We start from the raw sequence: 14833 nt of genomic DNA, 5'->3' as shown, positions 1-14833 counted from the left end.
TATATAGAAGGAAAAATTCTGAAAGGTCCACTGGAAAGAAGGTTAATATAGAATGAACAACTATATGATTGGTATGGATATTGGGACAACCAGTACAAAATCCGTACTATTTACGGAACAGGGTGAAGTCGTAAGTACTTCAACTCAGGAGTATCCCTTATACACTCCGGCTCCCGATGTTGCCGAACAGGATCCGGAACAAATTGTGCAAGCTGCTATTCGCTCTGTACGCGGCGTCATGGATCAGAGCGGCGTACCCGCGGAACAAATCATGTTCGTTTCTTGCAGCTCGGCCATGCACAGTGTCATCGCTATGAGCCAGGATGGCAGCCCCCTGACCCGCTGCATCACTTGGGCTGACAACCGGAGTGCCGCCTGGTCGGAGAAACTGCAAGAGAATGGGCTTGGACATCGCATTTATTTGCGAACAGGTACCCCTATCCATCCCATGTCTCCACTGACCAAATTAATGTGGCTGCGCCACGATGAGCCGGAACTTTTTCAGCGCACAGCCAAATTCATTTCTATTAAAGAATATCTGTTCTTTCGTTTGTTCGGTCAGTATGTGGTGGATCACTCCATCGCCTCCTGTACAGGCCTGCTCAATCTGGAACAACTGGATTGGGATGCCGAGGCCCTTGAGGTTGCAGGCATTACACCAGACCATCTGTCGAAGCTTGTTCCGACCACACATACTATAGAGGGAATGGATACGACCTGGGCTGATAAAATGGCGCTTTCCCCCTCTACTCCCTTCGTCATCGGAGCGAGTGACGGTGTATTGTCCAATCTCGGGGTAAATGCGATAGAACCCGGTGTTGTCGCAGCGACCATCGGTACCAGTGGTGCCATTCGTACGGTCGTTGACCGTCCCATTACAGATCCAAAAGGTCGAACCTTCTGTTATGCTCTCACCGAAAATCTTTGGGTCATCGGCGGACCCGTGAATAATGGCGGAATGTTGTTCCGCTGGGTGCGGGACGAATTCGCTGCATCTGAAGTGGAGACAGCCAAGCGGCTCGGCATCAATTCCTACGACGTGCTCACCAAGATTGCGGAACGGGTCAGTCCCGGCTCGGAGGGACTTCTGTTCCATCCATACCTTTCGGGGGAACGCGCCCCTTTATGGAATCCGGACGCCCGTGGTTCCTTCTTTGGTTTGACCCTCCATCATCAGAAAGAGCATATGATCCGTGCTGTGCTGGAAGGGGTTATTTTCAACCTGTACACCGTTTTGCTCGCCATGGAGGAACAGATTGGGCAGCCTACCTCCATTCAGGCTACTGGCGGCTTCGCACGTTCCCCCCTCTGGCGTCAGATGATGTCGGATATTTTCAACCAGGAAGTCGTTGTGCCCGAAAGTTTCGAAAGTTCCTGCCTGGGTGCTGTTGTGCTTGGTCTCTATGCAACAGGGCGTATTAAGTCGCTTCATGCCGTTTCATCTATGGTAGGTACAACGCATAAGCATACCCCTGTTAAAGAACACGCATCGATCTATCAGGAACTGCTCCCCATCTTCATTCGCATCTCGCGAAAGTTGGAAGAAGAATATGCAGACATCGCGGAATTTCAACGCAAATGGTCCGTCCATACGAAGTAATTCCTTCCTCATATAACAACCCAAAAAGAGGTTATTCCCTTAGACCCCCATTCGGCCTTAAGGAGCAACCTCTTTTTGGTATGCGTTCAAATCCATTGAAAATGGTCCCGACCACTTTAGTGCCTCCAATTTTCTCAGGCCTCTTCTACCTCTTTTACTACCAGTATTCAAAATCTGCTTAGAAAATGCATTTCAAAAGACCTTCTATTCAAACAGGCTTTCGTTAAACTGCTCTACTTTCATGTTCACTGATTAAGGTGACCTCCATCAATTCGTCCCTTTCAGGCGTCTGATTCTGCCGTCCTTCTATTCTGTCTCTTTGATAAATGAAAATGAGGATGAAGATCAGCCCCCTGTTGAATCCCACATATACGATCATTTCCACATCACGGTTATCCACAGAGAGGTTATTCACAAACAGAGAATACTTTTACACACAAATCAGCATAATCTGACGGATAACCTGTGTATAAAATAATTTGGGTTTTTGGGTCATCTTGTCGAAAGTTAAACAATTTATAAACAATATATTGTGTTGTGATTAAAAATTATACACAAGTTATTGAATTTGTGGATAAAATCACGCGATACATTGAAATGCCGGGCTTCTTTTGCTATGATTGTATTACTTTTGGATGTGAATATGTGATCTGACCCATAATATTATCAACAGCCTGTGGATAAAGTTGTGAACAATTTTCCGTTGTTCATTCTTTTTTTGTTTTCGACCTGCGGGGGTTTGGGGATAAATTCAACAATATATCTCGTATTTCGACACTGCATCATGGCTTAAGCCACACTTGGAACATGTAAAAGGAGTGACAGTCTGTGGACAGCCATACTTCTGATTTATGGCAGCAAATTTTATCAATCATACAAAACAAACTCAGCAAACCCAGCTTTGACACTTGGTTCAAAGCAACCAAAGCAACCAAGCTGAATGATCGTTCGATCGTCATTTCCGCGCCAACCACGTTTGCCGTCGAATGGCTGGAGAGCCGTTACACGAAACTGGTTGGATCAACGGTATATGAACTGCTTGGCAAACAGGTCGATGTGAAATTTGTCATCGAAGAGAATAAGCCTGTTGAACCGGACCCTCAACTGCCGGCACCAACGCCTACGGTTGTACAGGAAGAAGCGGTACTCAGCATGCTTAATCCAAAATATACGTTCGATACATTTGTCATTGGTCCGGGCAACCGTTTTGCCCACGCCGCGTCGCTGGCGGTCGCTGAAGCGCCCGCCAAAGCATACAATCCTCTGTTTCTATATGGGGGGGTAGGTCTCGGCAAAACTCACTTGATGCATGCGATCGGACATTACGTACTGGAACATGATCCGGGCAGCAAAGTCGTTTATTTGTCGTCTGAGAAATTTACGAATGAGTTCATTAACTCCATCCGTGATAACCGTGGGGAGAGTTTCCGCAACAAATATCGTAGTGTCGATATCCTGCTCATAGATGATATTCAGTTCTTAGCTGGAAAAGAATCGACACAAGAGGAATTTTTCCATACGTTTAATGCGCTGCATGAGGAACGGAAACAGATCATCATCTCCAGCGACAGACCACCGAAGGAAATTCCGACACTGGAAGAACGGCTTCGTTCCCGTTTTGAATGGGGATTAATTACGGATATTCAGCCTCCGGATCTGGAGACACGGATTGCAATTTTGCGGAAAAAAGCACGTGCGGAAAACCTGGATATTCCGAATGAAGCGATGATGTATATCGCTAATCAGATTGACACCAATATTCGCGAACTGGAAGGGGCCCTCATTCGGGTCGTTGCTTATTCTTCACTGACGAATCAAGATGTGACCACGCATCTGGCAGCTGAAGCATTGAAGGATATCATTCCGTCCAGCCGTCCAAAAATGATCACTATTCACGACATCCAACAAAAGGTCGGCGAGTATTACAGCCTTAAGCTTGAAGATTTCAAAGCACGGAAACGGACCAAGGCCGTTGCCTTTCCAAGACAGATTGCCATGTATCTCTCTCGAGAACTAACAGACTTCTCTCTACCCAAGATTGGGGAGGCATTCGGAGGCCGAGATCACACGACGGTCATACATGCGCACGAAAAGATCTCACAGGCGATTAAAAACGATCAGGATCTCTATAAAGTTATCAACAACTTAACCGAAAAAATTAAGAATCCAACCTGAACAAGTCCCAAGCCTATGCACAACGTGTACACATGTGGATAGGCTTGGGATTACGGGTTTATACCCACTTATCCACATATTCAGTGCCCCTATTACTATTATTACTATAAAGATCTAAAAGATATCATCTCCAAAACAGCCATTTCGAAGCTCGGCCTCCGGCCTTTTGAAAAGTACAATTCAACACCAAACACCCAAAAAAACCGCTAGGAGTGAAACCATGAAAATCAGCATAATGAAAAACTACTTGAACGATTCCATCCAGCAAGTATCCAAAGCCATCTCAAGCCGTACAACAATTCCAATTCTGAGCGGCATCAAATTCGACGTGAATCATCAAGGCGTGACGTTGACAGCAAGCGACACCGATATTTCCATCCAATCTTTTATTCCGCTTGAAGATGGCGATAAAAGTGTTGTTCAGGTGGAACAACCAGGTAGCGTTGTGCTTCCAGCCAAGTTTTTTGTCGAGATTATTAAGAAGCTGCCATCACAAGAAGTGCACATGGAGGTCAAAGAAAACTTCAACACCTTTATCTCTGCTGGGGCCACTGAAATTCAGCTGGTTGGCCTAGATCCGGAAGAATTCCCTGTATTGCCAAGTATCGAAGAAAACCAAACCGTCTCCATTCCAGGAGATTTACTGAAAAATATGATCAAACAAACCGTGTTCTCCATCTCCACACATGAAACAACCCCGATTCTGACAGGCGTCCTTTGGAGTCTGGGTGATAACGAACTGAAATTTGTGGCAACAGATCGTCACCGGCTTGCTACTCGTTCAGCAATGCTGGATAATGCAGAGGGCATACGTTTCAACAATGTGGTGATTTCGGGTAAAACGCTGAATGAACTCAGCAAAATTGTGCCTGATCAAAATACCCTTGTGGATATCGTTGTCGCTGACAATCAGGTGTTGTTCAAAATCGATCGTGTTCTCTTTTATTCGCGTATTTTGGACGGAACTTATCCGGATACTTCTAGAATTATTCCGACTTCGTACAAAACAGAACTGGTTTTGGATACAAAAAAATTAAGCGAATCCATTGACCGGGCTTATTTGCTGTCGCGTGAAGAAAAAACAAACATTGTGCGGATGCAAACGATGGATTCCGGGTCGATCGAAATTTCATCAAGCTCTTCCGAGCTGGGTAAAGTAAGAGAAGAAATCGAGCCTGCCGACTTTAACGGTGAACCACTGAAAATCTCGTTCAACTCCAAATATATGCTGGATGTGCTGAAAGTGGTGGAGAGTGAGCAGCTGATGATCGCTTTTACCGGCGTCATGAGCCCGATCATCCTCAAACCACTTGACGACAGTCACAGCTTGTACGTCATATTGCCTTACCGGACAACCAACTAACGAAAGGAAGATCATAGTGAATCAAGTGCCGATTCGAACAGAATATATTAAGCTTGACCAATTTTTGAAACTGGCCGATTGTATACCAACCGGAGGTATGGCCAAAGCACTGCTTCAGGATGGACTTGTACGTGTGAATAAAGAGCCTGAGGAACGCCGGGGACGCAAGTTATACCCTGGGGATATCGTTGAGGTGGACGGAGAAGGTTCGTTCGAAGTTGTCGCACAATAAGAAAACCAGTTGGATCCTGCTGCCTCCTGACGGACGGGATAAAAGGGAGGGTACCGCGTGTTTGTCAACAGCATTGATCTGCAGCAATTCCGCAATTATGAACATCTGAGACTGGACTCTTTCGGTCCTGTGAACCTGTTGATCGGGCAAAATGCCCAAGGTAAAACCAATCTTGCAGAAGCCATTTTTGTGCTCGCACTCACCAAAAGCCACCGTACTTCCCGCGACAAGGAATTAATCCGTTTCGGAGAAGAACGTGCCAGACTTGCAGCAGAGGTCGACAAAAAGTACGGATCGGTCAAGCTCGAGTTATCTTTGTCGCAACAAGGGAAAAAAGCAAAGATCAACGGACTGGAACAGCGCAAACTGAGTGATTTTGTCGGAGCACTTAATGTGGTGATGTTTGCACCGGAGGATCTCGAAATTGTCAAAGGCACACCGGGGGTCCGCCGCCGGTTTCTTGACATGGAGATCGGACAGGTGGCCCCAGGCTACCTGTATCATCTGCAGCAATATCAAAAAGTGCTCGTCCAGCGTAACAATCTGCTCAAGCAATTATGGGGAAAGAGTGCTTCAGCCCAGACCATGCTTGAGGTGTGGAACGAACAACTGGTGGAGCATGGTGTTAAAATCGTCAAAAAAAGGAAACAATTTATAAAGAAACTGCAAAAGTGGGCAGAAACGATCCATCAGGGGATCACTGGAGGCGGAGAAGTACTGCGTCTGGCCTACCTTCCTTCCTTCAGCGAAGCTGCTGAGGAAGATGAAGCTGTCTTAATGGACCAATTTATGATAAAATTATCACAAATGAAAGAGCAGGAGATTCGCCGAGGCACAACCCTTAGTGGGCCGCATCGGGATGACCTGTCCTTTTTCATTAACGATCGGGAAGTACAAACATATGGCTCGCAGGGGCAGCAGCGCACAACGGCGTTGTCCCTTAAACTTGCGGAAATTGAACTGATTCATGAAGAAATTGGAGAATATCCGGTCCTGCTGCTCGATGACGTATTGTCTGAACTGGACCCTTTTCGTCAGACACAGCTGATTGAAACGTTCCAGAGCAAGGTGCAAACCTTTATTACGGCTACCGGGATCGAGAGCCTGAACGTTGACAAGCTCAAAGATGCCAGTATTTATCACGTTCATGCCGGACAGGTTGAACGCTAAGGAGTGAGGGCTTATGTACATTCATCTGGGCGGTGAGAAAATCATCCGTTCTTCCGAATTGGTCGCTATTTTTGATATATCGATTGAAAAATCCTCAAAAATCTCCAAGCAGTATGTCACACATGCCGAACAGGAAAAAACAGTGGAGCATATTGGCGAAGAGGAAGCCAAGTCCATTGTCGTGACCAAAAACATTGTGTACTACTCGCCTATTTCCTCAGCAACGCTCAAGAAGCGGGCTCACATTTTTCCTGATCTCTAGCATCTGCGGTACGAGTTATTGTGCCTTCTGCTGCTTGTCTTTATTTAGACAGCATGCCGAAATCAAGGGAAGATCCCCATTTCAGCATGCATTCTTAGTTAACGCATATTTACGATATTGAATCTATAGAAGTAGGTGAAAGCATGTCTATGAATCAACCGTCATATGGTGCAGATGAAATTCAGGTTCTTGAAGGACTGGAAGCCGTTCGGAAACGTCCAGGGATGTATATTGGTTCCACCAGTGCCAAAGGTCTGCATCATCTAGTCTGGGAAGTAGTGGACAACAGTATCGATGAAGCACTCGCAGGTTACTGTGATCATATCGAAGTTACAATCCATGAAGATAACAGCGTCACTGTAGTCGATAATGGACGTGGAATTCCCGTAGGCGAACATGCCAAAATGAAACGTCCTGCACTTGAGGTGGTTATGACTGTTCTCCATGCGGGAGGTAAGTTTGGTGGCGGCGGATACAAAGTATCCGGTGGTCTACATGGTGTGGGTGTATCCGTCGTCAATGCTCTGTCTGCAAAAGTTGTTGTCACAGTTAAGGTTGATGGCCATGTTTACCAACAGGAATACCGTCGTGGTGCTCCACAGTATGACTTGAAAACGATCGGGACAACAGACGAAACGGGAACAACGGTAACGTTCCACCCAGATCCGGAAATTTTCACAGAGACCCTGGTATACGATTATGAAACCTTGCTTACGCGTATTCGTGAGCTGGCGTTCCTGAACAAGGGCATTGGCATGACCTTAACCGATGAGCGTACAGGTGTAACCAACTCGTTCCTGTATGAAGGTGGTATTATCGAGTATGTCTCCTTCCTGAACCAGAAGCGCGAAGTGTTGCACGAAAACCCGATTTACGTGGAAGGATCAAGAGACAACATCCAAGTGGAAGTTGCGTTGCAATACAATGACAACTACACCGAGAATATTTATTCTTTTGCGAATAACATCAACACACATGAGGGCGGAACGCATGAATCTGGATTCAAGAGTGCCCTTACCCGGATTATCAATGATTATGCGCGCAAAGCGGGCGTAATTAAAGACAGCACGGGTAACCTCTCTGGGGATGATGTACGTGAAGGTCTGACAGCGATCATCTCGGTCAAAATTCCTGAACCGCAATTTGAGGGACAGACCAAGACCAAGCTGGGCAATAGTGAAGTGCGCGGAATTGTCGAATCCCTGTTTGCTGAGAAGCTGCAGGAATTCCTGGAAGAGAATCCTTCCGTATCCCGTCGCATTTTGGAAAAAGGACTGCAAGCAGCCCGTGCCCGTGAAGCAGCTCGTAAAGCGCGTGAACTGACGCGTCGTAAAGGTGCACTCGAAGTCAGCTCTTTGCCAGGTAAATTGGCCGACTGTTCATCCAAGGATGCTTCAATCAGCGAATTGTACATTGTCGAAGGTGACTCCGCAGGTGGATCAGCGAAGCAAGGACGAGATCGTCATTTCCAGGCGATTTTACCACTGCGTGGTAAGATTCTGAACGTGGAAAAAGCCCGTCTTGACCGGATTTTGGGTAATGCAGAGATTAGAGCAATCATTACCGCAATGGGTACAGGAATTGGTGATGACTTCGATATTGCCAAGGCGCGATATCACAAAATTATCTTGATGACGGATGCCGACGTCGATGGCGCTCACATTCGGACATTGCTTCTCACATTCCTTTATCGCTATATGCGTAAAATCATTGAGGCAGGCTATGTATACATTGCCCAACCGCCATTGTTCAAGATTGAGCGTAATAAAGTGATTCGTTATGCTGGTTCCGAGAAGGAACGCGATGAAATTATTGCAACTCTCGGCGAAAATGCGAAGTTCAATATCCAGCGTTACAAAGGTCTCGGTGAGATGAATGCCGGACAGCTGTGGGAAACAACGATGGACCCTGAGAGCCGTACCATGCTGCAGGTATCGATCAGCGATGCGATGTTGGCTGACGCCATGTTTGACACCCTGATGGGAGATAATGTTGAACCTCGTCGTGACTTTATTCAGGAAAATGCAAAATACGTGAAAAACCTCGACATCTAACGATATCGGAAGAGGCGCCTGCGAGGGCGCCTTTTTACATTATGGAGTCATGAAATAGAGAATATAAAGATGAACAGTTGTGTTTCTCCTATCGGCGTACACTGCTTTTGGCAGAAGAGGCCTTGGCTTTATGGGATGCACGAGACGTTTTCCCTTTTTTGGAGGGTAATCTGCCGTAAGCCCTCGCATAACGTTTGATCTTCCGGTACGTTTCTTTATCAGGGAGTAAGCCAAAAGCATAGATGCCCGGCAATGTGTTGACTTCTAGAATCCATGGCTGTCCGTCTTCATCCAGAGCGATATCGATACCAATCTCTTTGATTCTTGGAAATGACTTCTGTAACTGTACCGCTGAATGAATGCCTAAGCGATATAGCTCACTGCGCAATTGCTCGAATCGTTTCAGGTCAAAATGGGGGCGCACCAACTCGTTAAAGGTGGCCAGTCGTCCGCCGCCATGAATGTTGGTAATGATTTTGCCCGGCGCAGCAACTCTCCCCAGGATACCTGTCGTTTCCCAGTTGTGTTGTAGATTTTTCTGAGTCAGTACCCGGAGGTCAAAAGGCAACCCATTATGTTTCATCAGCGGGATGCCTTGCTGAATGATGTAATCCCGCTTCTGGATATGCTCATTAAGCGCCAAAGCCAGTTCATCGAGGGAATTGAAGTATTTCTCCTCTGTCCCATATCGAAGCTCATACGTTGTTATGGGGAACTCAGCAGAGATTTCGGCGTCAACTTCAGCTGTGGAAGGAGAGAGTCGTTCATCAGCGTTTTCGGATGTTGTTTCTTCCGTGTCGGAATTCACGGAATGGATCGGCAGCGGTTGTACACGGGTGGCTTTCACCCGCATTACGCCATTGCCGTAGGTTCCCCGATCCGGCTTGATGTAGTTTGACTCAAATAATTCAGTCATCCGTTCCAGGGTTTGGCGGCTATATTGTCTGGTTACCGGTATATATCCATTCACACTACGGCTGCGTTGTAACACAGCTGTCTTGGTCCATTTGCTGGAGACACGCTGGATGCCCAAGAGCCATCAGTCCTTTCCTGTTATGTGGTGCTTTCTAAGAGTGATAGACGCGGAGAAATCAAAGGACAAGAGATGATTTCAGTGGTATAATAGAGAAATATGGCGTTTTGTGCGGTTTAGTTGCACATTTGTAGTTTGATCGTAATACGGGAACGGCTTATGCCTGAATACACACGTACATCTGCCGCTTTTCTAGCATTGTATGTGTGAATGGGGAGGAAGGCAGGGCGAACCCCCAGACGCTCTGAAGTTCCCGAAAGAAAGGCTATTGCCCAGCGGACGTTTAATTGTTTACCTTTTGTGAAAGTAATATAATAAAGAGTAGCGTCCTTGTGCGGTTTTAGCCTTGTTAGGCTCTTCACATATAATCGATTTTGAATGACGAATGGAATGTTTGTTGAAGGACAAGAAGGAGGTCCAGCATGGCGGAAGAAATGAACTCGCAGATTAAAGATCGGGATATTGGCGTCGAGATGCGTGAATCGTTTATGGATTATGCGATGAGCATTATTGTGAGCCGTGCCTTACCTGACGTTCGTGACGGATTGAAGCCGGTTCACCGGCGTATTCTGTACGCAATGTCAGAGCTCGGCATGACACCCGATAAACCACATAAAAAATCAGCCAGAATCGTCGGCGAAGTTATCGGTAAGTATCATCCGCACGGTGACTCTGCTGTGTACGAAACGATGGTACGGATGGCACAGGACTTCTCCCTGCGCTACATGCATGTAGATGGACATGGTAACTTTGGATCGGTGGATGGCGATATGGCAGCAGCCATGCGTTACACGGAAGCACGGTTGTCCAAAATTGCCATGGAAATGCTTAGAGATATCAACAAGGATACGATTGACTTCCAGCCGAACTATGACGGTGAGGAAAGTGAACCTATCGTTCTACCTGCTCGTTTTCCTAACTTGCTTGTCAATGGTGTCGGTGGAATCGCGGTAGGTATGGCAACCAACATTCCCCCTCATAACCTGGGAGAGGTCATTGACGGCGTACAGGCGATGATCCAAAATCCAGACATTACATCCATGGAATTGATGGATTACATTCATGGACCAGACTTCCCTACATCCGGTTATATTTTGGGACGCTCCGGAATTCGCCAGGCGTATCAAACCGGACGTGGTTCAGTAACGATGCGGGCCAAAACCAACATCGAAGAAAATAATAACAAGGCACGGATCATCGTTACGGAACTTCCTTATCAGGTGAACAAGGCAAGACTCGTTGAGAAAATTGCCGAGTTGGTGCGTGATAAAAAGATTGATGGCATTACGGATCTCCGTGATGAGTCTGACCGTAACGGTATGCGGATTGTGATTGAGCTTCGCAGAGACGTGAATCCGGGTGTAGTACTGAATAACCTGTACAAGCATACAGCGATGCAGTCCACCTTTGGGATTAACATGCTCGCGATTGTAAATAAAGAGCCTAAGATTTTGAATCTGCGTGAGGTTTTGTATCACTACTTGCAGCACCAGATTGAGGTTATTCGTAGACGTACGCAGTTCGAACTGAAAAAGGCCGAAGCACGCGCACACATTCTGGAAGGCTTGCGTATCGCGCTGGATCATATCGACGAAATCATTGCGTTGATTCGTTCATCCAGCAATACAGATGCAGCCAGAGAAGGTCTGATTGAGCGTTTCTCGCTCAGTCATGATCAGGCTCAAGCTATTCTTGATATGCGTCTGCAACGCCTGACAGGTCTGGAACGCGAGCGCATCGAAAATGAGTATAACGAACTGATGGTCAAAATTAAGGAATATCGTGAAATTTTGGCCAACGAGCACTTGGTGCTTGAAATTATCAGCACGGAGTTGCAAGAAATCCGTGATCGCTTCAGTGACGATCGTCGTACCGAAATCACTGTGGGTGAAGAGAGCATTCTTGATGAGGATCTGATTCCTCGTGAAGAAGTTATCATCACCATTACCCATACCGGCTATGTGAAACGCCTGCCAGTATCCACGTACCGCAGCCAGAAGCGTGGCGGACGTGGGGTTGTGGGAATGGACACCAAAGATACCGACTTTGTTGAGCATCTGTTTGTGACCAATTCTCACAATTACCTCATGTTCTTTACGGACAAGGGTAAGGTGTATCGTCTCAAAGCTTATGAGATTCCAGAGCTTGGACGTACAGCACGGGGAACACCGATTATCAACTTGATTCAGATCGAGCAGGGCGAATCGGTCAATGCCGTGATTCCGGTTCAGGAATTCGAAAGTGACAAGTATCTGTTCTTTGCTACCCGTCAAGGGGTTGTGAAGAAGACACCACTTGAGGATTACACGAATATTCGCAAAGGCGGTCTGATCGGGATTTCCCTGCGTGATGATGATGCCCTTATTGATGTTAAGCTGACAGACGGACAGCAAGAGATCATTATGGGTACAGCTCACGGGATGTCGATCCGATTCTCGGAAGGAAATGTTCGTTCCATGGGACGGAGTGCAACCGGGGTTAAAGGGATCACGCTGGATGAGCAGGACGTCGTAATTGGTATGGACGTTGTAGATCAGGAACTGGATGTTCTGATTGTTACAGCCAAAGGTTATGGTAAACGTACCCCTGTCTGCGATTATCGGATGCAGACTCGTGGCGGTAAAGGGATCAAAACCATTAACGTCACAGATAAGAACGGTGCGGTAGTCAGCCTGAAAATGGTTAAGACAGAAGAAGATCTGATGATCATCACTTCCAGCGGTACGTTAATTCGGATGAGTATGGAAGGCATATCCACTATGGGTCGATACACGCAAGGTGTGAAGCTGATTCATATTCGTGATGAAGATGCCGTAGCTACAGTCAGCCGAATTGACAAGAATGAGGAAGAACCAGACGACGATGAATTGCTTGAAGGTACAGAAGCCGCTGATTCTGAAGGTCCAGAGTCAACTCTGGATGAGGGCGTGGTTTCCGATGCTGAAGTTGAGGGCGATGATTCAGGTTCCGACAACTAGGATCCATATTCTATAACGAAAAATATTTCATGATTGCAATGAAGTTGGAGGGCTCCCATATGGGAGCCCTTTGTTATTTACACAGCTTCAGGACCATTCTCCTTGAAATCGGGATGTACAGCCTGATTTTTGAGTAATATAATGGGAAATAACGTGAAAAACCAGGACTATGGTCTTGTTAATTATTATAGAAGAATGATGAGTGAGGGGAATAAACATGGGATTAATCACCCTGTCTGAAGTCAAACCAGGACTTAAACTGGGAAATGACGTGCAAACGCTTCGTGGCAATGTTTTGTTTCAAAAGGGCAAAGTCATTTTGCCCAAGGATGTGGAAGTGCTCAGAGCCTTTATGATTCATCAAGTGGACATTGAGCAAGAGAGAACGGGGGCAAGCAGTTCAGGTTCTAAGGCTTCATCAACGTCTTCAGGCCAGGCAGCAGGTAATGAGAAGAACGGAGAGCGGGGAGGTAAAGGCAGTAGCACTGTCTCTGCACCAGTATTACCGTCCCTGCACGAAGAGTATGAGAAGATGGTGGCATTAACTAAAAATGCGTTCCTATCATCTCTGGCAGCTGAATTGCCTGTATATGAGCTTCGGACACAGCTTGAAGTTTTGTTTACTCATCTCAAACAATATAATGTGCTCACCTTTAGTCCACGAGTCATGCAAGAACATGATTATGTTTATCACCATGCCGTATTAAGTGCGATTACGTCCTATCAGTTGGCCCAGTGGATGGATTTGCCGTCCAAGGACTGGATGCAGGTGGCTTTTGCAGGATTGTTCCATGATATCGGTAATAACAAGGTGGACCCACAGATCCTCTATAAGCCCTCAACGTTAACTGCTTCAGAGCAGGAGGAAATCCGTCAGCATACGAAATATGGCTATCAGGTACTTAAACAGGCGAAGGCAATCAATGAAGGAGCCAGACTCGCAGCATTGCAGCATCATGAAAAAGTGGATGGATCAGGTTACCCGCTGCAACTCAGCGGCACGCAGATACATATTTATGCCAAGATTGTTGCGATTGTGGATATTTTCCATGCGATGACCTTGGAGAAGATCTATCGCAAGGCACAGTCACCATACCTGGTATTGGAACAAATTCAAAGTGAGGCTTTTGGCAAATTGGATCCTGCCATCGTGAATGTATTCATTCAACGTTCCACACAGATCCATAATGGTATTCGAGTGAAGCTTAGCAATAATCAAATCGGTGAGATCGTATTCTCGGATCGGGATCATCCTACACGGCCGATGGTATCGGTAGAGGGAACGATTATCAATCTGATGCAACAAAGGCAGCTACATATCCAGGAAGTCATTGGCTAGCTTAATCTTCAGTTCATATATATGTGAATAGGGCCTTTCCAATATGGGGAGGCTTTTTTTATTAACTTAATGTGATGTAAAGTAAGAGAAGCATAAGGATAGCAAGTAAATGCGGGGTGAAGTAGTTCTCTCGCGATGTAATAAAGCAAAATAATATATAGATGTTTAGCCAGAGATAGGACCTATATTCGAGAGAGAGTAGAAACAGGTAAGTTTATTGAAAATAAAGCTTGCAATCGGAATCTGTACATGGTATATTCTAATTCCGGCCAAGAAAACACGAGAAACACGGTGCGGCAAGCAAATCAAATAAGCTTCGTAAGAAACTTAAGAAAAAAGAGCTTGCAAAGTTGGTTCGGATGTGATAAGATATAAAAGTTGCTGAGGAAAACAACGCTCGGCAGTGAAATAAGTTTGATCTTTGAAAACTGAACAACGAGTGAGTAACGATCTTGCTTGCAAGATCGACGCTGAGAAATCAGTATTCGTCTTCGGACGATATGATTTCGAAGCACAAATGAGATTTTTAATCTCGTCAGATTCAAAATGAGCTAATCGCTCTTTTCAATACTTTATTGGAGAGTTTGATCCTGGCTCAGGACGAACGCTGGCGGCATGCCTAATACA

Annotated in this window: 10 protein-coding genes; 9 read left to right on the top strand and 1 reads right to left on the bottom strand. The window is 46.1% G+C overall.

Features of this window, described 5'->3' with window-relative positions; translation table 11 throughout:
• The first annotated feature begins 52 nt into the window (after positions 1-52).
• The 7 genes from gntK to gyrB all read left to right on the top strand — a co-directional run bounded on the left by gntK (position 53) and on the right by gyrB (position 8856).
• Positions 53-1600: a gluconokinase gene (gntK, locus tag ACFTRD_RS20320; protein WP_379383167.1), complete on the top strand. Its 1548-nt coding sequence runs from the start codon at positions 53-55 to the stop codon at positions 1598-1600.
• Between the two features lie 828 nt (positions 1601-2428).
• A complete protein-coding gene (gene dnaA, locus ACFTRD_RS20315) occupies positions 2429-3775 on the top strand; it encodes a chromosomal replication initiator protein DnaA (protein WP_062327668.1) in 1347 nt (448 codons plus the stop codon).
• A gap of 220 nt (positions 3776-3995) precedes the next feature.
• Complete coding sequence (dnaN, locus tag ACFTRD_RS20310) at positions 3996-5138, top strand: DNA polymerase III subunit beta (protein ID WP_192272189.1); 1143 nt, start codon at positions 3996-3998, stop codon at positions 5136-5138.
• 16 nt (positions 5139-5154) lie between these two features.
• Positions 5155-5370, top strand: a complete 216-nt coding sequence (gene yaaA / locus ACFTRD_RS20305; RefSeq protein ID WP_062327663.1) for a S4 domain-containing protein YaaA — start codon at positions 5155-5157, stop codon at positions 5368-5370.
• Positions 5371-5427: 57 nt separating this feature from the next.
• Positions 5428-6540 (top strand): DNA replication/repair protein RecF, encoded by a 1113-nt coding sequence (gene recF, locus ACFTRD_RS20300; RefSeq protein ID WP_192272191.1) that lies wholly within the window; start codon positions 5428-5430, stop codon positions 6538-6540.
• A 13-nt stretch (positions 6541-6553) separates the two neighbouring features.
• Positions 6554-6802: an extracellular matrix regulator RemB gene (gene remB / locus ACFTRD_RS20295; RefSeq protein WP_017691405.1), complete on the top strand. Its 249-nt coding sequence runs from the start codon at positions 6554-6556 to the stop codon at positions 6800-6802.
• A gap of 143 nt (positions 6803-6945) precedes the next feature.
• On the top strand, positions 6946-8856 hold the full coding sequence (gyrB, locus tag ACFTRD_RS20290; protein WP_192272193.1) for a DNA topoisomerase (ATP-hydrolyzing) subunit B: 1911 nt from the start codon (positions 6946-6948) through the stop codon (positions 8854-8856).
• A gap of 88 nt (positions 8857-8944) precedes the next feature.
• Here the strand turns inward: gyrB and ACFTRD_RS20285 are convergent, their stop codons facing one another.
• The gene (locus ACFTRD_RS20285; RefSeq protein WP_379383161.1) at positions 8945-9889 is read right to left on the bottom strand and encodes a YheC/YheD family protein; all 945 of its coding nucleotides are present in this window, start codon (positions 9887-9889) and stop codon (positions 8945-8947) included.
• A gap of 422 nt (positions 9890-10311) precedes the next feature.
• Here ACFTRD_RS20285 and gyrA point away from each other — a divergent pair, with 422 nt between their 5' ends.
• Together gyrA and ACFTRD_RS20275 are read left to right on the top strand one after the other, a co-directional pair.
• A complete protein-coding gene (gene gyrA, locus ACFTRD_RS20280) occupies positions 10312-12867 on the top strand; it encodes a DNA gyrase subunit A (RefSeq protein WP_379383159.1) in 2556 nt (851 codons plus the stop codon).
• A 217-nt stretch (positions 12868-13084) separates the two neighbouring features.
• Positions 13085-14206 (top strand): HD-GYP domain-containing protein, encoded by a 1122-nt coding sequence (locus ACFTRD_RS20275; RefSeq protein WP_379383157.1) that lies wholly within the window; start codon positions 13085-13087, stop codon positions 14204-14206.
• Positions 14207-14833: the final 627 nt, after the last annotated feature.

The sequence above is a fragment of the Paenibacillus sp. NPDC056933 genome, assembly GCF_042674385.1.
GTDB lineage: Bacteria > Bacillota > Bacilli > Paenibacillales > Paenibacillaceae > Paenibacillus.
The sequence above is the reverse complement of the archived record's forward strand: the minus strand, read 5'-3'. Positions and strand labels throughout refer to the sequence as shown.

Coding starts and splice junctions, on each gene's coding strand:
- gyrA (WP_379383159.1), top strand. CDS start 10,312: ATGGCGGAAGAAATGAACTCGCAGATTAAAGATCGGGATATTGGCGTC.
- gyrB (WP_192272193.1), top strand. CDS start 6,946: ATGTCTATGAATCAACCGTCATATGGTGCAGATGAAATTCAGGTTCTT.
- ACFTRD_RS20275 (WP_379383157.1), top strand. CDS start 13,085: ATGGGATTAATCACCCTGTCTGAAGTCAAACCAGGACTTAAACTGGGA.
- gntK (WP_379383167.1), top strand. CDS start 53: ATGAACAACTATATGATTGGTATGGATATTGGGACAACCAGTACAAAA.
- dnaN (WP_192272189.1), top strand. CDS start 3,996: ATGAAAATCAGCATAATGAAAAACTACTTGAACGATTCCATCCAGCAA.
- remB (WP_017691405.1), top strand. CDS start 6,554: ATGTACATTCATCTGGGCGGTGAGAAAATCATCCGTTCTTCCGAATTG.